Source organism: Nitrospira sp., assembly GCA_024998565.1.
In the GTDB taxonomy this organism is placed as follows: domain Bacteria; phylum Nitrospirota; class Nitrospiria; order Nitrospirales; family Nitrospiraceae; genus Nitrospira_A.
This window is the reverse complement of record JACOEM010000001.1, coordinates 637,240-660,617: the sequence shown is the minus strand read 5'-3', so window position 1 is coordinate 660,617 and position 23,378 is coordinate 637,240. Positions and strand designations below refer to the sequence as shown.

At 59.2% G+C, this 23,378-nt stretch carries 25 protein-coding genes and 1 pseudogene; 7 read left to right on the top strand and 19 right to left on the bottom strand.

Features of this window, described 5'->3' with window-relative positions:
• Positions 1-3: 3 nt before the first annotated feature.
• The 8 genes from H8K11_03385 to H8K11_03350 all read right to left on the bottom strand — a co-directional run bounded on the left by H8K11_03385 (position 4) and on the right by H8K11_03350 (position 6,806).
• Positions 4-285, bottom strand: a complete 282-nt coding sequence (locus tag H8K11_03385) for a DUF503 domain-containing protein (GenBank protein ID MCS6262775.1) — start codon at positions 283-285, stop codon at positions 4-6.
• Positions 282-2,879, bottom strand: coding sequence for a translation initiation factor IF-2 (gene infB, locus H8K11_03380; GenBank protein MCS6262774.1), 2,598 nt, complete (start codon positions 2,877-2,879; stop codon positions 282-284). The genes H8K11_03385 and infB overlap by 4 nt, the downstream gene beginning before the upstream one ends.
• A gap of 63 nt (positions 2,880-2,942) precedes the next feature.
• The gene (gene nusA / locus H8K11_03375) at positions 2,943-4,082 is read right to left on the bottom strand and encodes a transcription termination/antitermination protein NusA (GenBank protein MCS6262773.1); all 1,140 of its coding nucleotides are present in this window, start codon (positions 4,080-4,082) and stop codon (positions 2,943-2,945) included.
• 45 nt (positions 4,083-4,127) lie between these two features.
• Positions 4,128-4,646 carry a ribosome maturation factor RimP gene (locus H8K11_03370; protein MCS6262772.1) on the bottom strand — a complete coding sequence of 173 codons (519 nt, stop codon included), beginning with the start codon at positions 4,644-4,646 and terminating at the stop codon, positions 4,128-4,130.
• Between the two features lie 90 nt (positions 4,647-4,736).
• Positions 4,737-5,576 (bottom strand): D-amino-acid transaminase, encoded by an 840-nt coding sequence (gene dat / locus H8K11_03365; GenBank protein MCS6262771.1) that lies wholly within the window; start codon positions 5,574-5,576, stop codon positions 4,737-4,739.
• A 27-nt stretch (positions 5,577-5,603) separates the two neighbouring features.
• Entirely contained in the window at positions 5,604-5,936 is a 333-nt protein-coding gene (locus tag H8K11_03360; protein MCS6262770.1) for a protease inhibitor I42 family protein, read from the bottom strand.
• 38 nt (positions 5,937-5,974) lie between these two features.
• Positions 5,975-6,292, bottom strand: a complete 318-nt coding sequence (locus H8K11_03355) for a Rieske 2Fe-2S domain-containing protein (protein MCS6262769.1) — start codon at positions 6,290-6,292, stop codon at positions 5,975-5,977.
• A gap of 16 nt (positions 6,293-6,308) precedes the next feature.
• Positions 6,309-6,806, bottom strand: a complete 498-nt coding sequence (locus H8K11_03350; GenBank protein ID MCS6262768.1) for a DUF192 domain-containing protein — start codon at positions 6,804-6,806, stop codon at positions 6,309-6,311.
• A 247-nt stretch (positions 6,807-7,053) separates the two neighbouring features.
• Here H8K11_03350 and H8K11_03345 point away from each other — a divergent pair, with 247 nt between their 5' ends.
• Entirely contained in the window at positions 7,054-7,401 is a 348-nt protein-coding gene (locus H8K11_03345) for a 4Fe-4S dicluster domain-containing protein (protein MCS6262767.1), read from the top strand.
• 206 nt (positions 7,402-7,607) lie between these two features.
• Positions 7,608-7,943, top strand: a complete 336-nt coding sequence (locus H8K11_03340; GenBank protein ID MCS6262766.1) for a hypothetical protein — start codon at positions 7,608-7,610, stop codon at positions 7,941-7,943.
• 106 nt (positions 7,944-8,049) lie between these two features.
• Here H8K11_03340 and H8K11_03335 read toward each other — a convergent pair whose 3' ends face one another.
• The 3 genes from H8K11_03335 to H8K11_03325 form a co-directional block, all read right to left on the bottom strand.
• Complete coding sequence (locus tag H8K11_03335; protein ID MCS6262765.1) at positions 8,050-8,529, bottom strand: hypothetical protein; 480 nt, start codon at positions 8,527-8,529, stop codon at positions 8,050-8,052.
• Positions 8,530-8,813: 284 nt separating this feature from the next.
• A complete protein-coding gene (locus H8K11_03330) occupies positions 8,814-10,379 on the bottom strand; it encodes a fused MFS/spermidine synthase (GenBank protein MCS6262764.1) in 1,566 nt (521 codons plus the stop codon).
• 63 nt (positions 10,380-10,442) lie between these two features.
• Positions 10,443-10,814: a CBS domain-containing protein gene (locus tag H8K11_03325; protein MCS6262763.1), complete on the bottom strand. Its 372-nt coding sequence runs from the start codon at positions 10,812-10,814 to the stop codon at positions 10,443-10,445.
• A gap of 229 nt (positions 10,815-11,043) precedes the next feature.
• Between H8K11_03325 and H8K11_03320 the strand changes: the two genes are divergently transcribed.
• A complete protein-coding gene (locus H8K11_03320) occupies positions 11,044-12,363 on the top strand; it encodes a UDP-glucose/GDP-mannose dehydrogenase family protein (GenBank protein ID MCS6262762.1) in 1,320 nt (439 codons plus the stop codon).
• A gap of 21 nt (positions 12,364-12,384) precedes the next feature.
• On the opposite strand, the gene H8K11_03315 is transcribed toward H8K11_03320, so the two are convergent.
• The 7 genes from H8K11_03315 to H8K11_03285 all read right to left on the bottom strand — a co-directional run bounded on the left by H8K11_03315 (position 12,385) and on the right by H8K11_03285 (position 19,215).
• On the bottom strand, positions 12,385-13,095 hold the full coding sequence (locus tag H8K11_03315; protein MCS6262761.1) for a HEAT repeat domain-containing protein: 711 nt from the start codon (positions 13,093-13,095) through the stop codon (positions 12,385-12,387).
• Positions 13,096-13,115: 20 nt separating this feature from the next.
• Complete coding sequence (locus H8K11_03310) at positions 13,116-13,877, bottom strand: HEAT repeat domain-containing protein (GenBank protein ID MCS6262760.1); 762 nt, start codon at positions 13,875-13,877, stop codon at positions 13,116-13,118.
• Positions 13,870-14,907 (bottom strand): HEAT repeat domain-containing protein, encoded by a 1,038-nt coding sequence (locus H8K11_03305; protein ID MCS6262759.1) that lies wholly within the window; start codon positions 14,905-14,907, stop codon positions 13,870-13,872. Before H8K11_03305 ends, H8K11_03310 begins: the two co-directional genes overlap by 8 nt.
• Positions 14,908-15,061: 154 nt before the next feature.
• Positions 15,062-16,144: a HEAT repeat domain-containing protein gene (locus H8K11_03300; protein ID MCS6262758.1), complete on the bottom strand. Its 1,083-nt coding sequence runs from the start codon at positions 16,142-16,144 to the stop codon at positions 15,062-15,064.
• 189 nt (positions 16,145-16,333) lie between these two features.
• Positions 16,334-17,704, bottom strand: a complete 1,371-nt coding sequence (locus H8K11_03295) for a HEAT repeat domain-containing protein (GenBank protein MCS6262757.1) — start codon at positions 17,702-17,704, stop codon at positions 16,334-16,336.
• Complete coding sequence (locus H8K11_03290; protein MCS6262756.1) at positions 17,685-18,176, bottom strand: hypothetical protein; 492 nt, start codon at positions 18,174-18,176, stop codon at positions 17,685-17,687. The genes H8K11_03295 and H8K11_03290 overlap by 20 nt, the downstream gene beginning before the upstream one ends.
• 7 nt (positions 18,177-18,183) lie before the next feature.
• Positions 18,184-19,215 carry an alkaline phosphatase family protein gene (locus tag H8K11_03285; protein MCS6262755.1) on the bottom strand — a complete coding sequence of 344 codons (1,032 nt, stop codon included), beginning with the start codon at positions 19,213-19,215 and terminating at the stop codon, positions 18,184-18,186.
• A 203-nt stretch (positions 19,216-19,418) separates the two neighbouring features.
• On the opposite strand from H8K11_03285, the gene H8K11_03280 reads away from it, so the two are divergent.
• The 4 genes from H8K11_03280 to H8K11_03265 all read left to right on the top strand — a co-directional run bounded on the left by H8K11_03280 (position 19,419) and on the right by H8K11_03265 (position 22,850).
• Positions 19,419-20,600, top strand: a complete 1,182-nt coding sequence (locus H8K11_03280; protein ID MCS6262754.1) for a hypothetical protein — start codon at positions 19,419-19,421, stop codon at positions 20,598-20,600.
• Positions 20,600-21,157 carry an LPP20 family lipoprotein gene (locus H8K11_03275; protein ID MCS6262753.1) on the top strand — a complete coding sequence of 186 codons (558 nt, stop codon included), beginning with the start codon at positions 20,600-20,602 and terminating at the stop codon, positions 21,155-21,157. The genes H8K11_03280 and H8K11_03275 overlap by 1 nt, the downstream gene beginning before the upstream one ends.
• A 72-nt stretch (positions 21,158-21,229) precedes the next feature.
• The gene (locus H8K11_03270; GenBank protein MCS6262752.1) at positions 21,230-22,483 is read left to right on the top strand and encodes a hypothetical protein; all 1,254 of its coding nucleotides are present in this window, start codon (positions 21,230-21,232) and stop codon (positions 22,481-22,483) included.
• Between the two features lie 163 nt (positions 22,484-22,646).
• Positions 22,647-22,850 carry a hypothetical protein gene (locus H8K11_03265; protein ID MCS6262751.1) on the top strand — a complete coding sequence of 68 codons (204 nt, stop codon included), beginning with the start codon at positions 22,647-22,649 and terminating at the stop codon, positions 22,848-22,850.
• A 29-nt stretch (positions 22,851-22,879) separates the two neighbouring features.
• On the opposite strand, the pseudogene H8K11_03260 reads toward H8K11_03265, so the two are convergent.
• Positions 22,880-23,187 (bottom strand): annotated as a pseudogene (locus tag H8K11_03260) (type II toxin-antitoxin system RelE/ParE family toxin).
• Positions 23,188-23,378 lie beyond the last annotated feature (191 nt).

Sequence of the window (23,378 nt, the reverse complement as noted above, 5' to 3'; positions counted from 1 at the left end):
GCCTTACAGCATCTCGATTCGCGAGCGCAATAGTTGGATCGCCGGCACGGACTGAATCAAATTCACCGCTTGATCCAACACCTGGTTCACATGCGCGGATTCATTTGCCACGCAGACCAACCCCAAAATTGCCTTCTGCCACAAATCCTGGTCTCCGACTTCCGCGACCGATAGATTAAACTTGTCTCGCAACCGGGTCTTCAGGCTCTGCAGGACCTGGCGTTTCTCTTTCAATGAATGCCCGTCGGGAATAAACAGCTCAACCGTGCAAAGCCCGACGATCATGCCCGATGACTTTGGGGAGACGCACCACGGTTCGCCGGCTCAAGCTTCGCAGCAATCTTATCGACGACGTAGGCCTCGATAATGTCCCCGGCTTTGAGGTCATTGAAGTTTTCGACCGTGATACCGCACTCATACCCCTGCTGCACTTCACGCACATCGTCCTTAAATCGACGGAGCGAGCCCAGCTTGCCCTCATACACCACCACACTGTCGCGAAGCACGCGCACACCGACGCTGGCCCTGGAGATGACGCCGTCCACCACGTAACAACCGGCCACCAGACCGGCCTTGGGGATGGTAAACATCTGCCGCACCTCGGCCCGCCCAAGCACACGCTCCTTGAGAGTGGGTTCGAGCAGGCCCTCCATCGCGGCCCGGATATCGTTGAGGGCATCGTAAATGATGCTGTACAGGCGTACATCGACACCCTCTCGTTCGGCCAATGCCGCCGCTTTCGGCTCCGGACGGATGTTAAATCCGATCACAATGGCCTTGGAAGCGGCCGCCAGGAGAATGTCGGTTTCCGTGATCCCGCCCACACCGGTATGCATCACCCGTAACTTGACCGCGCCGACCGGCATTTTTTCCACCGCAGCGGCCAGAGCTTCGGCCGACCCCTGCACATCGGCCTTGATGACGATGGGCAATTCTTTGACATTGCCCTCTTGTATCTTGGCAAACAGATCGTCCAGGCTCACCTTGGCCGGCCCGGCCAGATCTGCCGCCCGCTGCTTCATCGCCCGCTCCTGCGCAATCTCACGGGCAACTCGTTCGTCCTTCACAATGGTAAATAAGTCGCCTGCCGACGGCACGCCCGGCAGACCAATCACCTCGACAGGAACAGACGGGCCAGCCTCAGTCGTCTTGCTCCCCGTGTCGGTGATGAGCGCCCGCACGCGGCCGCTGAAATTGCCGACTACAAACGCATCCCCGACATGGAGCGTCCCGCTCTGCACCAGCACCGTCGCGATCGGTCCACGCCCGCGATCCAACTTTGCTTCGATCACCAGGCCCTTGGCCATGCGCGAGGGGTCCGCCTTCAGCTCCAACACTTCCGCCTGCAGAAGAATCATCTCCAGCAACTGGTCCAGACCCGTCCGCTGCTTGGCGGACACTTCGACCATAATCGTATCGCCGCCCCACGGCTCAGGAACCAGCCCATGTTCGGTCAAAGCATTCTTGACACGATCGATATTGGCGCCCGGTTTATCGACCTTATTGATGGCCACGATCAATGGCACTCCGGCAGCCTTGGCATGGTGAATGGCTTCCACCGTCTGGGGCATGACGCCATCATCGGCAGCCACAACCAGAATCACGATGTCCGTGGCCTTCGCGCCTCTGGCGCGCATGGCCGTAAAGGCTTCGTGGCCCGGGGTATCGAGGAAGGTCACCTGCTTGCCGCGAACTCCGACGATATAGGCGCCGATATGCTGCGTAATCCCTCCGGCCTCACCTTCCGCCACCTTTGTCAGGCGAATCGCATCGAGCAGGGACGTTTTTCCATGATCGACATGCCCCATGATCGTGACGACCGGAGGCCGCAAGACCGCATGCTCCTCACCCGATGATTGGGCGGCTTCTTCCAGCAACGCTTCCCCGACCTTTTCCGTCGACACTTCCACCCTGGTGCCGTACTCTTCGGCGATCAAGGAGGCCGCCTCCAGATTGATCGACTGATTGAAGGTCACCATTTGCCCCATCTCCATCAGCTTCCGGACCACGTCCGCAGGCCGCTGACCGATGAGTTCCGCGAATTCCTTGACGCTCACTCCTGCGCTTAATTTCACGCTTTTCTTTCTCGGTTTCGTGACTTCCGTTGGCGAGGCATGGTGAATATGCTTGGACCGGTCTTCACGCCGCTGCACCGGGATCGCCCGCAGATCTCCCCATCGAGTAGCGTCGTTCTTAAACTTGGCTTCATCTTCCTCACGGGTCCGCGGAGCCTTCTTGGCCTTTTTCAATTTTTCCCGCGCTGCCGCTTCGCTTTCCATGGCCTCCGTAGCTGCGCTTTTCTTCTTCGCCGTCGCCAGCGCATCCAGCGGAGGAGTCGTGACCGGAGGAACCTGGACCGGCTTGACCGGCAATTCCTCTGAAACCGTGACGACAGGCGGCTGGGGTACTGCCTCCTCGGGCGGGGCCGACTCAACCGGGGCAGCCTCAATCGCTTCTGCCTCATGGCTGGTCGCAGACGCTGCGACCGCCGCATCGGGCCCTGCAGGGACAACAGGCGCAAACGCCGCTTCTGCCGCCGCTAGGGACGCAGCGGCATCCTCAGCACCTTCTTCCCTCTTCTTCTTGATGAGGATCCGTTTCTTGTCCGGCTTTGGAGGCTCTTCATGCGCCGCCGCGTGCCCCCTCTCGTGAGACGTACCGGATTCTTTCGACGAACGAACCACCTTCTTCGCTTCATGCCCGCCGGACGCAGCCTCACCACTCCGCGCCTTCGAGCTCAGCTTCTCCAAGACAACGCGAACCGAATCGTCATCCAAGGCGCTGCTGTGGGACGCCACCGGAATCCCGAGCCGTTTCAATTCAGGAATCAGCTCCCGATTTTCCATCCCCAGCTGCTTTGCTAATTCGTACACGCGCATACAGTACCGCTCAGCTCCACCCGCTTAAATAATTGCCATTCAGCCCGTGCATGCCGAGCCGCTTCACTCCGCCTGTTGCGCGGCAGCCCGCGCTTCATCTTGCTGGCGCTGCGCCTCGGTTTCTTCGGCCAGGGCCGCCTTGATATCCCGATCCCGCTCCGCCTTCTCCTTCTCGTATTCGGTCGCGCTGATGATATCGATCTTCCAACCGGTCAAGCGTGCGGCGAGCCGCACATTTTGCCCGTTCTTCCCGATTGCCAGAGACAGCTGGGAATCGGCCACCACCACCAGGGCCGACTTCTTTTCTTCGTCGATTCCGACCTTCTCGATCGTAGCCGGATTCAATGCTTCGGCGATAAAAACACGCGGATCCTGAGTCCACGTAATGATGTCGATCTTTTCCCCGCGTAACTCGCGAACCACGGCCTGCACACGCGAGCCCTTGATGCCGACACAGGCCCCGACCGGGTCCACAGCCTTGTCCCGTGACGAGACAGCAATTTTGGTACGATCGCCGGGCTCGCGCACGATCGACTTGATTTCAACGATCTTTTCGCCGACTTCCGGCACTTCGAGCTCGAACATCTTCGCTACAAACTGCGGGTGGCTCCGGGAAAGAATGACCTGCACGTCTTTGGGGGTGCGACGCACCTCCAAGAGCAGGGCCTTCACCCGATCTCCACGCCGATAGGTTTCACGCGGGATCTGCTCCTGAATGGGAAGAATGGCTTCGGTCTTGCCGAGATCGACCAGAAAGTTTCGGCGCTCCATGCCTAGAATGATTCCGTTCACCAGATCGCCCTGACGAGTTGAATATTCCTTCTGAACAGCTTCCCACTCTGCCTCGCGCACCTTCTGAAAGATCACCTGCTTGGCCGTCTGTGCCGCAATCCGGCCCAACTCGTCCATCTCGATCAGAGAACCGATCTCATCGCCAACCTCCGCGCCCTCGTCATACTCGCGCGCTTCCTTCAATGAGATTTCCGCTTTTGGATTGGCGACCGTATCGACAATGATTTTCTTTGAAACGACCGAGATTTCGCCGGTCTTCGGGTCGATTTCCACCTGGATGTTTTCGGCCTGACCGAATCGTTTTTTGGCAGCGGTTTGCAATGCTGACTCGATCGCGCCAATGACCCTGGCCTTATCGATCCCTTTTTGCCGGCCGATTTCATCAATGACGGCGATCAACTCTCGGTTCATAGCTCACACCTCATGGTTAACGCACCACCCTGGCACCATCTGCCACTACGAGAACTCCACCTTCCGCCGCGCCAGAGCGATCTGATCAAACTCAACTCGGATTGTCTCCGTGACTTTTTTCTGCTGAATGGCAAGGGCGACCCCGCGGTCATCAACCTCAACCACAGTGCCCGCCAACCGCCACTGCGCCTGAATCGGTTCGCGCAACTTGAGCGTCACCGGCTTCCCGATCAGACGCCGGTAATCCTGCACACTCCGCAAGGGACGATCCAGTCCTGGCGATGAAATCTCCAGCGTGTAGGCATGCGGGAACGGATCAATGACATCAAGCGCCGGACTCAAGGAGCGGTGCGCCTGCTCACAGTCAGTCAGCGTGATCCCTCCGGGCTTGTCGATGAAGACACGGATTACGGTCCGGGGCCCCTGGCCGACACAAACGGCCTCAACCAACTCAAGGCCATGAGACTGCAAAATAGGAGTCGCGACTTCTTGGACACGAAGGTTCAGCGCCTCAGCGCGTTTCACCGACGGCTTCCCTGCCGACACTGCTCCCGCGTCACTCATAGAAAAAAGTTGCTCAAACAAAAAAGTGGGCCTTGGCCCACTTACAGCGCGAGAACCTTACCATGCCATAGGAGTGAAAGCAAGGGGCCGCTAGCCGACCAGCGCCTCGAAACGGCGAGACAATAACTGCGAAACAGGGCCAGGAGATCCGACCCCAATCGCATGTCCGTCGACACGCACCACGGACAATACCTCCACGGTCGTTCCTGTCAAAAAGACCTCCGACGCCGCGTGTAATTCTTCCCGAGTGACGAACGATTCCGTCACCGGGATACCTTCTTTACGCGCCAGTTCCAGGACGATCGCGCGCGTCACGCCGGATAGAATCCTGTGCCCTTCCGGCGCCGTCTGAACGACGCCGTTCCGCACCACCATCACATTACTGACCGACCCCTCCGTGACCATCCCCTCCCGAACCAGGATCGCTTCAAACACGTCCGCCTCCTTGGCTCGCTGCCGCGCCAGGACGTTGGCCAGCAGGTTGACGCTCTTGATGTCACAGCGTCCCCATCGAATGTCCTCGAACGACATAGCCTGAACCCCGGCGTTGCGGACGGAGGCATCCAGCGGGTGGAGTTCGCGAAAGGTCAGAACGGTGGTGGGGGCGGACGAGACAGGAAATGGATGATCGCGAGGAGCCTGCCCGCGGGTGATCTGGAGATAAATTTTGGTTTCAGGGAATTGGCTCAGCCGCAGGCCTTCTTGAATCAAGGACATCCACTGAGCCCTCGTATGCCCAATTGGAAGTTGCAACGCCTGGGCACTTCGTTCCAATCGAGCAAGGTGCGCTTCAATGGCGAAGGGCTGTCCGCGATAGGTGCGAATGACTTCATACACACCGTCACCGAACTGAAAGCCTCGATCTTCAATACTGACGACCGCATCAGCCAGCGGACCAAAGCGACCATTCACATACGCGATGTCAGGCATGACTCATTTCTCAGCACCGTTCGAACCTCAGGATACGGTCACGTAAAAAATCTGCCGGTCCTCTGCCGTGAATTTCCACCCCATCCGCTTTTCAAACACCAACCGGTGAGCTCCTGCGGCCATAGGCCTAAATTCAAACGTACGCTGCCCCGCGTCGACCGCATTGTTACTGGCAGTGCGAAGAAAATCGTCTTCGACCAGAGGCATGACGGTCGCGTCGTAGGACGGAACCCACAATTCGCCGCGGGTGCGATCCTCCCACAGCCGAATGTGAACCGATGCCCCCACTCTAGCCTTGATCGCCTTAGCACCCGGCTCCTGCTCTGCACCGGTGGGAACTGCCTTGCTTAATGGACTCATAATATTCTCATGCCGCTCCGCGGTAATCACTCACCCGGCTATACCTTGCGCCGCCCCCCGACAAACACCTGCCCGTCTTCCACCCGCACGTCATAGCTCCCGACACAGTAGCCGCCGCCATCCGTGCCTTGTCCGTTCCGGACATCGAACGCCAGGTCATGCCAGGGACAAGAGACCACATGCCCCTTCACTCGGCCCTTATTCAAGGGGCCGCCCTCGTGAGGGCAGGAATTATAGATCGCGTGAAATTGGCCGTCGATATTGAATACGGCAATGGCCCGCTCGTTGACCTTCACAACCTTGACCTGCCCAGGAGGAATCTCTTCGACCTTGGCCACGCACTGAAACCCTTCCATACACAACTCCGATTCCTTACATACGAAGCGTAAACTTGAGCTCCATTCCTGTCGTGATACCTGTGCGCCGGACGGAGCCCGCCTCGGCCTCGATGAGATAACGAACCGGTTCGGGCGGAGGCCCGTAGAGCGGACATGGATCCTTCTCGCAGGGCGGCACTTGCTCCAGGATGTGGACCACATGGTGACTCTCATCAATCCACACCATATCGACAGCGATGCGAAACTGCCGAGTCTGAACGCGATGCAAACCCGTCGACTCAAAGATATAAAGCATCCCCGTATCGACTGGCAATCCTTCCCGAAACGCCAGCCCGAACAGCAATTTCTCAGGGGTACTGGCCACTTCCGTTTCCATCGTCTTTCCATTGGGAAATTCCACGATGATAAGCTCGGACTCCTTCGGCCCCCCGAGAAACAGGCTCACGCTGACTAACAAAATAACCAACAGCACGAACGTCACAATTTTCTTGCGACGCTGCTCCGACTCAGCCGCACTCACGCGCTTCACCATAACCAAATGCTGCTGGACATGGATGCATCCTCATGTGATCGCACACGCGCAGAGCCGCATGTACATTGGGCCCAAAGCCCCATGACTTTCCGAGTGCTAGGCCTTCTTCCCGAGTCTCACTCTGTTGACTTGCCGAAGAACGGCGGCATAGAATGCGGACCTGTTTCGCCGCGAACTATGGTCGCGGCGGCACGAAATTGTCAACATCTTATCCGTCATTAAAGGAACTGAGAAGGAGGCACAGGCCATGGCGCTTCTGATCACCGATGAGTGTATTTCCTGCGGGGCATGCCTGCCAGAATGTCCCAACGAAGCGATCTTTGAAACCCGCAGCGACGCTGAAGGCAAGGGTAATCATGTCGGCGACGGCCAGGGAGTCGGTGACAACATTTATGTCATCACTCATGATCGTTGCACAGAATGCGTTGGACACTTTGACGAACCCCAATGCGCGGCGGTCTGCCCGGTAGACAATTGCTGCATTGCCGACCCGGCCTATCCGGAAACAACCGACGTGTTGCTGGAGAAAGCGAAGACCTTGAATCCAGACAAGGAAATTGATCCGGCTAAGGTATGGAGCGGGGTTCGAAACTAGTCAGTATACGTCATTCTTCTAATAGGTGACACCACGAAGGCTCCTCCGGGAGCCTTCGGCGTTTCTGCGCTGCACAAACAGCTAACTCCCTGGCTTTCACCGGCCGACGGCTGTAGACTTTAAGAGAGATGCGGCCTGCGCAGGCCGCCCATCTTCAAGGCGTTGCTGCATCCGCCTAATCGTCACCCTCTCAACGGGAGGTGCTCATGACACGCGCAAACCGCCTGATCTTATTCGCCGGCCTTGCCCTTGCCTTGCTCCCCCTCCACACCATGGCCGACACCGGAGACATCGGAGCCATCATCGAGAGCTTCGTCACGAAACAGTTTCCGAATGCAGCCAATCACTTCTGGATCGTCAATGACACGCAATGGGACGGAGACGAAATGATCGTGGACATGAACGCAATCGTCACCGAGCGGCGGAAGGATGCCCCAACAGCAAGCCGCTTCTTGCTCCTCATCGTAGACGGGAGACTCAGAGGCGTTCAGAATATTCCGCTGGACGCCGAAGCCGAATGCCAAAAGGAGCAGGAAGCCTAGGAAGGAAACATTGTATCGATACCAGCCGGCGATGCGCCTGATACAACAACGCCCCATCTGCATTGCTGCAGATGGGGCGTTGCACTATGCGTAGCTGAAAGGTCGACTACTTAATCATCAAGATCTTGCCACCGACGTGGGCCGGGTGCAAATGGCAGCGATAGCTCAGCGTATTTCCCTGGGTCGCATTGAACAAATCACTGGTTGGAACACCGATGTATTTTGTTTCACCAGGCTTCAACACCACTTCCGCCTTCAGCACAAACGGAGAAGCCGCATTCACAGGATCGGTCATCTGGAATCCATGCTCCGCGGCAGAGTTGTTCGTAACTTTCAAAACGACCGGACGGCCCGGACGCACCTTAAAATCGATCACGGTGACAGGCGGATACCACGCTTTCATATTACCGATTTCAACGGCGAACAATTCCGCATCCACAACCAATTCCTTAAACGGCTGACCGACGACGGAACCGGTATCCAAATCACCGATTTCGACACCGCCGGCTTGATGCGCATATGCGCCTGATGCCCCAGCCATCAGCATGACCAGGCCAAAAAACACTGCTACCATCGTCTTACCCATGACCTACCTCCTTAAAGAGATTAAGAAGAGATGCGATTAGGTTGGTGAATAATGACCACCGCGCGCTTGACCCTCTGTGCTAGATGCTCCGCCCAGGAGCCTAGCCGCTACTACTCGAAAATGTCCTAAATAATAGGCTGACGAGGGACACCTTATAGCATAGGGATTAAAAAGGAAGCAAGAAAGTTCTTGGGCGTCAAGCGGACCTCGCTCTCCATGACATCGCGGGACGGCCAAGAACTCGACTCCCTTATATAATTTGCCATTTCAGACAGTTACGGAAATCACTTCACGTCAGGCGACGTTTCTACCGCATGCGATCCGATCAGCAAATCGTAGGGCGTATAGTCGTCGGTCAAGGTCAGGCCCGGGGACCATGGCTGGGTGCGTCGCGCCGCCAACAAGGCAGTCGCTTCGGGTGGCAGCCGGCGGGCTTCTACTTGCGATTGGATACGCTTCACGACTTCATCATACGGGGTCGTGTCGATCGGAGCGCCGCCGAAAAAAATCAAATTCTCCGCCGTGGTTTGATGCGCCCGCCAAGGCCCTTTCACTCCAAAGGACTCGAGTGTGGGAAACGCCGTCTTCAATGTCTGCACCACCGCCCTCGCTCGCTGAAGATCTCCGCCACCTCCCGAGGAAGCAAGATTGACTGACACCACGCCATTGGGACTCAGTTTGCGTCTGAGTTCGGCAAAAAATTCGACCGTAGTCAGATGAAAGGGAACCAGATGGCGGGCAAACGCATCGACCCAGATCACGTCATAAGTCGCTGTCGTATCCCGCAAAAATACTCGGGCATCTTTGACGAACACATGATGATTGGCGGGAGGGTGATACTCGAAATACTCCTCGGCCATCCGAACGACGACCGGGTCAAACTCGACGACATCCAGCTCCAACTCCGGCCACACATGGGCCAGCCACTTGGCGATCGACCCGCCTCCATGCCCTAAAATGAGTCCCCGTTTGGGCGCCGGAGTCAGCGCGACCGCAGCAACCATGAGCTGACTATAGGGCAGAAAGAGCGTAGTCGGGTCAGACCGCCACATGACGGCATGCCAAGTTCGATCCAGTACCAGGTATCGGAACAGATCGTCGTCGCGGACGCGAACCTGCTGGTATGGACTATCCTCCTGGTGCAAGACTCCGGCGACAACCGGAGTCTGGCCAAACACATACCAGACCACGATGAGCAGACCAGTCAGGAAGAGGCCCGCCAGTTTCGTGATCCGTCCGCTGCCTCGCTGCAGCCACAAGAGGCCGAGCAGGACTTGAATCACTCCCAAGGATGCGACGAGCGTCTGAGTTCCTAACCACGAAAGAAGGAAAAAAGCGGTGCCCCAGGTCCCGGCCAGACTCCCAACGGTGGACAGCGCAATCATGCTGCCCGCATGACGACCCAGATACCCCATATCGACCACCGCTAACCGAAGCAATGCCGGCATGACACCGCTCAATCCGAATGCAGGAGGGGCCAGCAGCACACAAGCAGCGAGGCTTGGTCCCCATCGCGGGTCTTCAACAACTCTCGCCACCTTCAGAATCGTCACCTGTCCCATCCAGGACATCAGCAACGTCCAGGCGCCGGAACCGAGCAGGAGCCAGGCCAACACCGCCGCGACACGATACCGATCCGAGGCCCAACCGCCGAACGCATATCCTGAACTCATGGCCGCCAGGATGATCCCGATCAACGCTCCCCAGACAAAGAGCGAGTTGCCGAATATGGGGGCCAATAACCGACTCCCCAAAATTTCCAGGGCCATAACAATCGCGCCGGTCACCAGCGCGGTCACGAGCAAAAAGAGACGCGGAGTGGGATGTATCGCAGGACTCTGACCAGTCATTGAGGAAGAACCGTTGGATGCGTGGTGATACGGCGGCAGTATTGGACATAGTACGGCATCATGTTAGAGCGTTCCCCAATTCTTGAAGTAGCGAAGCAGGTCGCGTACGGAAATCATCCCCACCACTCGGCCCTCTTCTGTAATCACGAGATGCCGGATTCCCCGCTCGGCCATTACATCGCTCGCCTCATGCGCGGATTGGGCAATATCGATCGTCATGACCGGGGTGCTCATCACAGACCGGGCCATGACCTGTTCCGCGGCTGCGCCGCTGGCCATGGCTTTTCGGACGAGATCGGCCTCACTGACAATCCCCACATAGCCACCCTGATCGGCTACCAGCATCGCTCCAACACGGGCGTCGCGCAGTTGCCTGGCCACGGCCAACAAAGTGTCATCGGGATGGACAGTCCTCGTGATAGGACGCATCATCATCGCTAATGGTCGTTGGATGGGCCCGCCTGAACCTGCCATTCGCCAGCCTCTGCTTCGAAGAGGGCCGAATTCTACTGGATGTGCGCGGCAATCTGCAATTCGCCTCTTCCGCACCCCTGCCAAAACCTGCGTTATGTTTGCTCACTTTCGTACGCGTTGCTATACTACCGACTCTACACACGTACTTACCCACAGTTTCGACGGCTTATCTTCAGGAGGAGATGCTTCCATGCATATCAGCGTGATTGGAACGGGCTATGTCGGCTTAGTCACCGGTGCCTGCTTCGCGGAATTCGGCGTGAACGTCACCTGTATGGACACGGATGCGCGCCGCATCGCCAGACTCGAGAAGGGTGAAGTCCCGTTTTTCGAACCCGGTATCACCGAACTCGTCGCCAAAGGCATCAAAGAAGACCGCCTTCATTTCACCACCGATGTCGCCAAGGCCGTCGACAAAGCGCTGGTCATCTTCATTGCCGTCGGCACGCCCCCGAAATCGGACGGCTCAGCCGATCTGTCCTATGTCGAAGAAGTGGGCCGCGGCATCGCCAAAAACATGACCGGCTACAAGGTCATTGTCACGAAGTCCACCGTCCCTGTCGGCACCGGCGAAAAATTGCGTGAAGTCATCAAGGCCAACCAAACCGGCCGTTTCCGTTTTGACATCGTCTCCAATCCGGAGTTCCTCCGCGAAGGATCCGCCATTGAAGACTTTATGCGTCCCAACCGCGTCGTGATCGGCGCGGACAGTGAGCAGGCGGTCGCAATTATGAAAGACCTCTATCGTCCGCTGTACCTGTTGGAAACCCCGATTGTCGTAACCGACATCCCAACTGCTGAGATGATCAAGTACGCCTCCAATGCGTTTCTCGCCGTCAAGATTTCCTTCATCAACGAAATCGCCACCGTCTGCGAAAAGGTGGGCGCCGACGTGCAAATGGTCTCCAAAGGAATGGGCCTCGACAATCGCATCGGGAACAAATTCCTGCATGCCGGGCCGGGATTCGGAGGTTCGTGTTTCCCGAAGGACTTGGCTGCACTGGTCCAGACCGGCGAGCGCGTGGGGTACCCGTTCCAGATTGCGGGCGCCGCGGCCAAGGTGAACTACGAACAACACCTGCGCATGGTCGAGAAGGTGAAAGAGGCCTGTGGCGGCGTGAAGGGAAAAACGCTCGGCGTGTTGGGTCTGTCGTTCAAACCCAACACTAATGATATGCGGGAAGCCCCGTCACTGACCATCTTGAGCGAACTGATGAAGGAAGGGGCGACGATTCGCGCCTACGACCCGGCCTCGATGGAGGAGTCGACGAAACTGCTGCCGGGAATGGTGCCCTGCCAGGATACCTACGACGTCGCAGAAGGCGCCGACGGCCTGATCATCATGACCGAGTGGAACCAGTTCAGGAATCTTGATTTCGATCGGCTGAAGAAATCCATGCGTCAACCGCTTCTGCTGGATCTCCGCAATACCTATGAATCAGACCGCGTGGTCGGCTTCGGATTCCGCCACGTCTCGGTCGGTCGCCCCACCAAGAATCCGGCCGCCTAACCGGCGGCCGGACGGCTCACACTAACTAAGCAGCTTTGCAGGCTCGGCCTGGGCACCCTCTTTGGCCTTCGGCTTATAGCCCATCCGATCGAGCACTTTCATGATTCTCGTCTTTAGACGGTCATCGGCTTCGGCAAGTGCCGTGGCGAGAGGCTCGACAGCCGGCTTCCCGATCTTCCGGATGATCTCCGTGGCCGACTGGCGCACATCATCCTCCTCGGAAACCAGCAACGGCACCAGCGACGAAACCGCCGATCCGCCGATCTTAATCAGCGAATCGTAAGCCCGCTGCCGAACATCGCCGACCTCATCGCTCAGAGCTTCCACCAGCGGCACAACGGCGCGTGGATCTTTCAATTCGCCCAGCACTTCCGCTGCATACTTGCGATTGAGCCAATGGGAATCCTTGAGGTCGATCAACATGGCATCGGCTTTGGCCGCATTCGGGTCTTTGGCGCGAATCCGGAAGCTCTTCGCAATGCGCTTGCCGCCCTCCTCAACCACACGGATCGTCGCCCCATCGCCGGGCTTGATCTTGAGGAAATCTTCCAGGGCCTCATCGCCGACATCCAACACGACGGTCTTCCCGTCGTAGGCTAGCAGTTCCACCTCCAACTGCTTGGCTTCGGGATTGACGGCCACCACGCGTTCCGTCACCAGGTTGAACCCGTCCTTCTTGGTCCCGCCCTTTGGTCCGATCTGAATCAGTTTTACCGGTGCTTCTTCTGCCATAGTAGAGTTCCTTTATCGGGTTATGACGAGGTCGCCTGCTTCCATCCCAAACTCGCAAGGACACCTTCGACGGTCTCCTGCACCATTGTGTTTTCATCTTCCAGGAGAGGGAGCAGCGGCTCGATGGCCTGCTTCGCCCCCAAGCGCGCCAACGATTCGGCCGCATTCCGCCGCACGAGCCAATCCTCATCTTGCAGAGACTGGATCAACGCATCGGCGCTGCGTGGATCGCCGATCTTGCCGAGCGCTTCCGCGGCATGGCGCCGCACCATCCAGTTGGGGCCCAGTAGTCCGCCGATCAACGCATCGACGGCCCTGGTATCACCGATCTTTTTCAAGACCCGAGCGACGTCCTCTCGCACCGTCCCGTCGCCGAGCGCCTCGATCAATCCCGGCGTCGCGCGCGAGTCGCCGATCCGTTCCAGCGCCCAGACAGCCGCCGTCCGGACGGCCCCGTCCTTATCTTTCAGGGCCACCATCAAAGGATCCACCGCGCGCGGATCGCGGAAACGTCCCAGCGCATTCGCCGCCTGTTCGCGAATCGCCCATTCATCGTCGGTCAGTGCCTCCAGCATCTGATCGAACGCCACGGGTCCGATCCGCACCACAGCCGTCGCGGCCGCCTCGCGAATCACCACGTCTTCATCGGCCATCAGGCCGATCAACTGTGGAACGGCCTCGACCCCCATCTGCCCGAGGCTTGCCATCGCATGGTCCCGCAACGCCTCGTTGTCATCGCGTAGCGCGGAGATTAATTGTGCAATTCGCTCGGCATCACTCATGATCGTCCGATTCCTCCTGTCCGACCGGCTGTTCGCCTTCAAGCGCGGCCAGTTTGTCCGCGATGAGGCCCGCACTATAGGAAACGATGCCGTCCCGGTCGGTCCGCAACCGGTTGAACAACTCGTTATACGGACGCAACACCTCGACGTCCTTGATTTTCGCCAAGGCTTCGATCGCCATCACCCGCAGCGGCCTGATCGGAATCGCCTCGATATACAATTGCGCCGGACGCGGGTCTCCGATGAGCCCCAGCGACTTCACGGCATACTCTTTCACTCCGGTATCCTTATCCAACTGCAGCCGCTTCATCAACGGCTCGACCGCGCGCACATCCCCGATCTTCCCCAGCAAGTCCGCGGCCGCTTCCCGCACCACCCAATCGTCATCTTCCAGATACTCGATTAAAATTTCGACCGCAGGTCGCCCGATCCCCAGCAAATCCATGACCGTGGACATGCGGGCTTCCTCACGTTCGCTCGCCCCCTCCACATCGCGCAAGGCATTAAACGTCGCATCGATCCGGTCACGTATCGCCCCCAGCTTCTTCAGCGTGCGCACGGCGGTATCACGAACCGCGGGAGAGGACATGGCATCGATCAATCCGTTTGCCGAGCGCGGATCAAGCAAGTGTTCGAGGATTGTCGCCGCGGTCGTCTGCGCTTCGACCTCCGGATGGGTCAACATTTCGCACAAGGGAGTGATTGCGTTGGGGATCACGCCCAAGAGCTGACGGACCCGGTTCCGCACATCCTCATCGGAAGACTCGTGAAGATTGCGCACCAAACCCGCGGCGGTCTCGTCATCCAGATTGCCGGCCATCTGTTCCAGAGCTGAAAAAGCGGCTTGCCGGACGGTTTCCTCGGAATCCCGAAGCAAACCGACCAACGAAAGTCCGGCTGCCGGATCTTTGATCCGCGACAACATCGCCGCCGCTTCAACCCGGAGCGCCACATCGCCCGATCCTAACGCCTGCGTCAACGCCTGCACTGCCCGAGGCCCACCGGCTAAGCAGGCCGCTGTGGCCCGCATACGCCGCCACTCTTCCTCGTGGGTCAGTTCAGAAACGAGTGTCTCGATAGTTTCTTTGGACATCCTACAACCGGCGAGCACGTAATCCGTTGATTCGTGAATACGCGAGGCAAGCGCCACCCCAGCTCATCACTCCATCACTGCTGCTATGCTTTTACACTCGTCCCGGCCGCCAGCCGACAGCCGTCAACGTCTCTCGAACGTGATACCGAATATTCTCGTCCTGTTCCTTTGCCAACATCGGGAGCAGGGACGGAATCACCGCCGGGCCAAACTTGGCCAAAGCCGCAGCCGCCTCAGACCGGGTAATAGTATTCCGCAAGGCCACAATCAGAGAGGGAATAGCCACACCGTCGGCGATCATCCCCAACGCGCGAGCCGCCATCCCCATGATCGCCATCTCGTCCGTCCAGCCATCGGCACAAGGAGTAGCCGTATCACGAGGCTCACCCAGCGGCACCCCCTCGACAACGCGCCGAAGAAGCGGCACGGCACGAGAGTCGCCGATATGGCCGAGCGCCTCGACGGCCAGCAGCCGCAACCCCGGCTCCTTCATCACCGTCACCAGATAATCTACCGCGCGCACATCCCGGATCGCACCTAGGGCCCGCACCACATCTTCGCGAATCGCCGAGTCCCGCTCATTGAACAGCGCGCGCAGCAACGGATCGACAGACTCCGGAGACTTCAGCTTCCCCAACGCCTCCACGGCATGAAGGCGAACCAACCAGTCATCGTGCTCCAGGGCTTGGATCAACCCCAACACAGCGGCAGCGCCGATCGCGGCCAGTGCGCTGGAGGCCTCCTCACGAACTGCCTTGACCTTGTCCTGCAAGAGCGGCATCAAGACGCTGACGGCTTCGGGATCCCCGATCCGTCCCAGCCCCTTCGCCGCATGCATGCGTACGATCCAATCGCGACTCCCCAGGGCCTCGACCAGCGGGCGGAAGACCCGTGCATCGGCAATCGAGGCCAAAATGGACGAGGCCGCTTCCTGGACCTGCAACGCCGGATCCGCCAAGCAGCCGGCAAGAGCGGGAACCGACGCGGACCCGAGCGCGGAGAGCGACCCGATCGCCGCCTCACGGACAGCCCGGTCGGTGTCGCGGAGCAACTTCGTCAGCGGCAGAACCGCCCGGGCGTCGTTGAGCGCGCCCAGCAGGGTCGCAGCCTCTTCCCGAATCGCCCAATCTTCGTCCGACAGCGCTGCGATCTGTTCACTGACAGTGTCGGCCATGGTACCTCGGCCCCTGGTGAGGCCATCGACCTTAACACAGGATTTTTTGAGGGGTCAACGCAGGGTCGGCCATGCGACCTGGCATCGAACCGTCCCCGCGCATCTGGTCTAGACAGAGGAGAGTAGCCGGTAGGAGCGCCGGATCTGTTCATCCCGGGGAACGAATCCCAAGAGGAGGAAGCCCAGTGATTACCGCACCGATCCTTTTGCAAAATCTCCGCTCGGACCGAATCGGCCGATGTCGCCCAGCGGTCGATCGACACGAAGATTGTCGGCCTGGCTGGAGTCCACCGACGTCTCTTCATCCGGAGGCGTCCACCCAAGATGTTCCAGTGTCTCAACAACGAGTAACCGCAGAGAATCTTTAGCCGTCAGCCGCACGGAGGCGTAGGACAGGACGCGTTCGCCCTCGGCTTCAACTTCCGACGCTTTGGGATCATAGAGAAAGGAGATCAGCGGTTCGATGGCCGAGTCGCCGATCAGCACCAGCGCGGCTGCTGCCTTCTCACGCAAGACCCCGTCCTTCAGCAGCATGATGAGGTCGGGAATGACGCGCGGATCGCGGAAATGACCGAGCGCAGTGGCCGCCGCCTCCTTGATAAAGGCGTCTTCACTGACGATGCACCCTGGGGTCGGAGTGCCGTCCTGACGCACACCTTTTCCCTTGAGCGCCGCCAAGACGGCAGGAAGGGCTCGCGGATCGCCGATCATACCCAGCGAGGCGATGGCATGGCGCTTCACGGCACCGTCTTTCATTGCTTCCAATAGCCCGTCGATGGCGCGTGGATCGCCGATCATACCCAATGCAATCGTGGCATCTTCCCGCACGGCCCGGTCCGGATCTTTCAACGCCTCGATCAAGGCATCGACGACACGCGGCTCCCGCACCCAGCTCCGGCCGATTTGATAGTCTGTCGTCATCCCTCCCAATGCACGAGCCGCATGACAACGCACGACGAAATCTTTGTCCTTCAACGTCTCGAGCAACAAATCGACGGAGGGCTGTCCGATCGCCACCAGGGCAATACCGGCGGTTTCACGGACGATCTTGGATGAATCACGGAATAATTTCACCAACGCGGGAATGGCTTTCGGATCGCCGATTTTTCCCAGCGCTTCCGCGGCGGCACTCTTCACGGCACCGTCGCGATCCCGACAGGCAAAGATCAGCGCATCGACGGCGCGCGAATCATGGAGATCCCCGCAGGCCTTGGCCGCATGCTCCCGAACCCGCCACCGCTCATCCTTCATCGCGGCAAGCAGCCGATCCAGCTGGCCCGCGCCAAGCGAGACCACGGCCGCAACTGCTTCATTGCGAACTTCCATGATCGGGTCGTTGAAGAGCACGATCAGCGCTTCGATCGCCTTCGGGCCGCCGATCCTAGCCACGCCCCATCCGGCACGAGTCCGCACAGACCAAAACTCATCGCTACAGGCGCCGATGAGCGCATCCAGCGTGGCCGGGTTCGCTAACTCGGCGAGGGCTTTCGCCGCCTCTTCACGTGTTGCGTCGTCCGCATCTTCGAGGGAATCCAGCAGATCATCGAGTGCCTGTGCCATCACCCACCTCACTATTCCCGTAATAGGCATCACGTTGACCGCCATGGGGATAGGTGCGTTTGCACCGTACCACCAGGGTCTGAGTCCCGCGGCCCTCCACACATTGATCGAGTGACTTGGAGTATTCCAGTTTCCCGTCCAAACTCACCGTGAAGGGGAAGTCGAAGGTAAAACTGATGAACTTGTATTGTCCCGGCTTGAGCTTCAGCTCGCGCGTTTCGGTTGTCCGGTAGGCATCCGAGGTCTCCGGGTCTAAAACCCAGAGCGGGGGCGTCACACCGGGCACCTGCCACCAGGATTGCGGCACCAATGGAGTCGGATCGATCGTAATCGTATGTTCTTTGCCGTAGGCAGGGGGCGGACCGGCCGCCTGGAGCCGCCCGGATGGCCCCAGAACCAATCCACACGTCACGGCTACGATCCAGAAAAACACCTGCGGCCCGGCGAATGCTGTGTGCGATGATGAACGCATCGGTCCTCTATTGCAGGAGTGGGCTGACGGGAGCAGCAGCGAATGCGGTCTTGAAGATTTCTTCGACCGGGTGGCTCTCCCATTCGGTATACGTCGTGAGTCCGAGCGCGCGCATCACCGTCGCGCCCGTATCGATAATCGACACCGGCTGGCGAATCGAATGCCCAGCCTTGATGCCGACGCCTGAGGCAATCCATGGCACCACCGGAACATTGCCGGCCTGCTCACCGGAGACCTCACCGGCCGAGAATTGCGTCTCCCCGAAGGCACTCAGCGAGGTGGCAAACACGGTGGTCCGCTTGATCAAACCATGTTCCCGATACAGATCGAGTACAGTCCCCATTGCCTTATCGACCGCCTTCAACGCGTCTTTGTAGGCAACAGATTTCCAGCCCTGCGCCTCTCCGACACGCCCGGGAGCCGGCAGATGGACCACCAGGAGATGCGGCAAGGCCGGAATGGCATGACCGTACCCGGAACCACTCGTCGCCTTTTTGAAATAATCGCGAACGTAGCCGACGAGACGATCAGGATTACATTCGGCCCGCAACGGACCACACATTTGATAATCCGTATAGGGCTCCGGCTTCGCGAGCTGATACAACGACTCATCCATATAGAAAATGGCACTGTCCCGGCCGCCGCTCAGATCCAGATAATCAAACACCGTCGGCGCGCGAGGATAGCCACGACTGAATTCAAAGACGTTCCAGGTGATCCCATGTTTGGCGACCGGCATGCCCGTCACGAGCGAGGCCATCGTCGGCAACCGGCGCGCAGGGGCCACTGCAGTAGCAGACCAGGTCACGGCCCCGTCCTTCACAAGGGACGACAACACCGGCATCGCGCCACTCTTGAGCGATTCCTGGCCAAATCCTTCCAATACGAAGAGAATCACATGTTCTGTGACACCTGTCTGAGCGGGAGTAGCCGCTTCGCCCCCGCCGCGTGCCGCAAAGGCAACGGATTGGGACGAGGGCGCCACGAGTGCCAGCCCCAGACCGACGACCATGCAGAGGGCCGCCGCGACTGTCATCATGCTGCGAATACGACTCATAACCTGCCCCACCATACGATCTTTTGAGAAGCGAAGAGAAAGTACCTTAGCATGCTGTTTTCCGCGAAGGCAAGGCGCGAACCCCGCCTCTCATAGCGTCTTATCGGGATCGATGGTATCCTGATCCGGTCAGGTCCACTCGCTCGACAACCACGCTCAATCAGGCGCTCCGCGGTGGTGAGGCGATGCCCCCAAACCGGTTCAACAGCGGCTCCCGCTTCATCCCCCACACGTCCCCGCGGGCTCGATCGATCCACCGTTTTATCGGCCTGCTTTCTATCGCCCTGTCCCTGCTCCTCACCTGCCCGAGTCCAAGCCAAGCTGAGGTTCGAGCCGTCACCGGAACCGGCGAACATCGAATGAACGATCACGAATCCAAAACAGACGGGATCAGATTCGCCACCGAGCAGGCGAAGAAGCAGGCGTTGGAACAGGTCGCCTCGTATCTTGAAAGCGTTACGGTTGTGAAGAATCTAGATGTCACCCGGGATGAACTCCGCAGTTACACCGCCGGGATGGTGCTCGTCCTCGATCACCAAGTGACGACCACCTTGGACGGAGAATTCGTTGTGGTCCGCGTCGAGCTCACTGCACAAGTAGACACCGACGAAGTCGCCCAGGCCATTGCCGCCTTACGGCGGAACGAGGACGCGCGCGAGCAGTTGCTTGCGCTCCGACGGGATGTGGAATCGTTGCATCAGGAACTCGACGCAGCCAACGACGCCCTCGCCGCAGCCCCTTCGCCCGAACAGGTCCAAAAACTGAGCCACGAACGGAACGAGTTGCTCAATCGCGCGGAGTCCGACGCAATGGTCGCCCAAGCCTGGACCGACTGGGTGCTACTCGCTCCGTTCGCACAACCCGCTCCATCCGCCGGCCTCGCGCAAATTCACGCCCTCCTTGGGCTAGCGAGTCGGCTGAATCCCGACAATCCCCACCTGGCCATCGCGCAGCAGACCGTGGGAACGAACGCGCCCCCGGCGCCGCCGCAACCCCGGCGGCCGCCCGTGCCACATACCGTTCCGTTTTTGCCGGGCTACGCGGTCGTCCCGCAACAACCGGCTCAACCAGGCGCAATTCAAGTACCGGCGCAGCCTGGAGCACCGCTGCCGCAGGGGAGCCGCGGCACGATGCCGACCTATCGACAAGTCCCTCCGCCAACCGGCCGACCGGCAGCGCGCACGCTCCATACCTATCGATCGGGAGTCGACCAGGCCGCTCCTGCTGCGGAACAACCATCGATCAATGCACCTCGCGGAACCCCGCCGGCGATTATCTATCAGGTACCGAAGAAACCGGTGCCCATCCCGATGCCCCCTTCGCAACAGGTCCACGGGAACGAAACCCATCAGGGAGGAACGCAGTAATGAGGTTGACGGCTGGACCCATTCGAGCGGGATGGTGGCCTCTCTACGCGCTGCTGGTCGCATCGCCCGCACCGGCTGCAGACCTGACACCACCGGCCGTGCGCGATCACGCAGACCGGACCTTCCAGCATCTCCACCTGCAAGGGCGAGCGGAATCGCCGACCAATGTAGCCCAACCAACACCCGCGCAGGCGGCATCCAGCTCAGAGGAGTTGCTGACCGGCCAGGGGCAGGGCGACCTGGGCAAAGGGAAACTCGTCTGTCAGCGGGTCTCTGAACTGGCAGCCAGGGCCGACATTGCCAAACAAATCCGCGTGCTGGTGAAGGAACATGCCACCGACCGCCTGCGGGAACGCACCGGTCGTGAGGCCGAGCAGGACATTGAAGTCGTGCGAGAGGAAATCGTTCAGGAATATTTGCAGGGTGTCCGAATCGTCGAACGCCACACGGACGAAGAAGCCAAGACCTGCTCAGCGACGGCCGTCATGCCGAAGCCTCGCCTGTCCGCACCAGCATCCACGGAATCGAACGGCCGCGAGTCGGCAGCGCATCGCTGAACCACCTTCCAGGTCGAATCCGAGGTTCCTCCATTGAACTTCGCGCTCCGTTTCGGGTAAGACAATCTTCCCATGCCGATCGAAAACAATTTTCAGCACGACGAGCTCTCCCGCAAAAATCCGGGCGACCGGCTGACCTACGCGGACTGGACGACGCCGCCCGACGCCGACTCTCCGGCCTGGCAGGAGGCGATGAGCCAGCTCGGCCAGAAACTGTCACAAGCCGGTGTGCGGCTGATCATGTTCCTGCATGGTGCCATCCCCGGAACCGATGTCTTCGGCTTAGGACGGCTCGATGAAGTGGGCGGGCTCAAGCGAGGCTATTCACGCGGCATCTCAGGCCTGGATTCGCTCCTCTCCTTCATGCGGGAAGGCACGAATGGCATCACCCCGCTGCCGGGCGGCATGAAGCCACCGCTGTCCAACGATGAGACCACGAAGACCCTGCTCGACAGTCAGATCGGCGACGCGGGAAACTTTACGACCACCACGGTCGAACATTGCCGGAAAGCCCTGAATCAGAAACTGACTACACCCATCACCTGCATCCGGGAGCTCTGGTCCGGCGAACACCATCACCTGGGCCGCGCTCTGGCTGCCTGCCGACTGTTGGACCGCCTGCGCGTGCTCGTCGGCGAGCAGCATCTGGGCCCCGGCGACCGCATCCTGATTCAAGCCCATGGCCAGGCCGGACTCGTCCTTGCGCTGGCATCAAATCTCCTCTGCCCTTCGCCGATCACGGGACGAAAGACCCTCTTCGATCTTCTCCTCGCCGCGAACCCACAAGGTCAAGATGCGCAGGCCATTCAGCGCATCGACCCGTTATTGACCAATGGCACCTTGCTCAATGGCGTGGCCCTCGACATCGTCACCTTCGGCACACCGGTGCGGTACGGCTGGGATCCGTCCGGCATCGGCAAACTGCTCCACGTCGTGAACCATCGCAATCTGCGCACCGACGGAAAAACCTGGCTCTCCAAAATGGATCTACCGCAGATCACCGTTGAAATGCCGATCGCCTGGGGCGGCGACTATGTGCAGGAACTGGCCGTGGCAGGCAGCGATGCCCTGCCCGCTGAGAATGCCAAAGCCGCCAATAAAGCCGTGTGGGAATTGCTGGAACCCTACGATGGATTCGAACGCTGGGTGGAATGCGCCAGACGCGCCGGACGGTTCCCGAGCGAAGGTCAGTGCCTGCTCGTGGACTACAAAGACTGCACCAGCTCAACCAATGTCCGCGACCACTACTACGGCCACGCCGCTTACACCCGCACCAACGCGATGCTCTTCAACTTCACTCAGATCGTCAGTCGGCTGTACCCATAAGCCTGAACGCTGACCTCGCCTGTCCGTGGTAACTTCACATCGATGCCTGGTGCCACCCTTTCGATGAGAGAGAACCGCGGCAGAGCGCGCCTTCCTGCTTGCTCCCCACCAAGTCGTCAAGTAGACTCTCCTTCAGAGTCCGTTTTTGCTCGGAGCCCCGGTTATGTCACCATCACCTCCATTCCCTGACAGCATACGTATTGCCGATAATTTGCGCCGCACGGTCGAACTGACGGAGTTGGGGCTGGCCTTGCGTCAAGCCGTGATCGAGCAGCGGAATGTGCCGGGCGCGAGTGAGGGAATCGCACAGGTCATGCACGAAATTCGACTGGCCAAAGAGCAAGCATGGCAGCAGAGCCAATCCTAGTCCGAGCGTTCTCAGACCTCATCAACGACCTACCGACCCGCCCACGGTCTGGGTTTTATTCTCGAAAGACTGCGTGCGCCATGAACTACGGCGAGAACCTGAATGTTCCCTCGCCTGACGCGATAAATCAGGCGATAGCCTTCCACTAATAATTCACGGATCTTGGATCGCTGGCTTCAGGCACACGACGCCCGCTGGTTGGGAATGGGGCAAGTTGTTCGACGGACATGATGAGACGGTCTATCAAGGCCTGGGCGTACTCGGGAGAGTCTCGAGCAACGTACGCCTGAATATTTTCCAAATCTGCAACGGCAGGATCGGTCCATTCAAGTCGGATCATCTTTGCAGGAAGCGCTTTTTCACATCCTCATGACTCATGACCTTGCCCTCCTCGGCGGCCACCACCCCTGCCTCGATTTTTTCCTGACATAGATCTCATACATGATGTCATCCCAGGTGGCCTTCTCCGGTAAACTCTTGATCATTTGAAGGGCCTGTTTCTTGGTTGTCGGCATAACACTCTCTCCC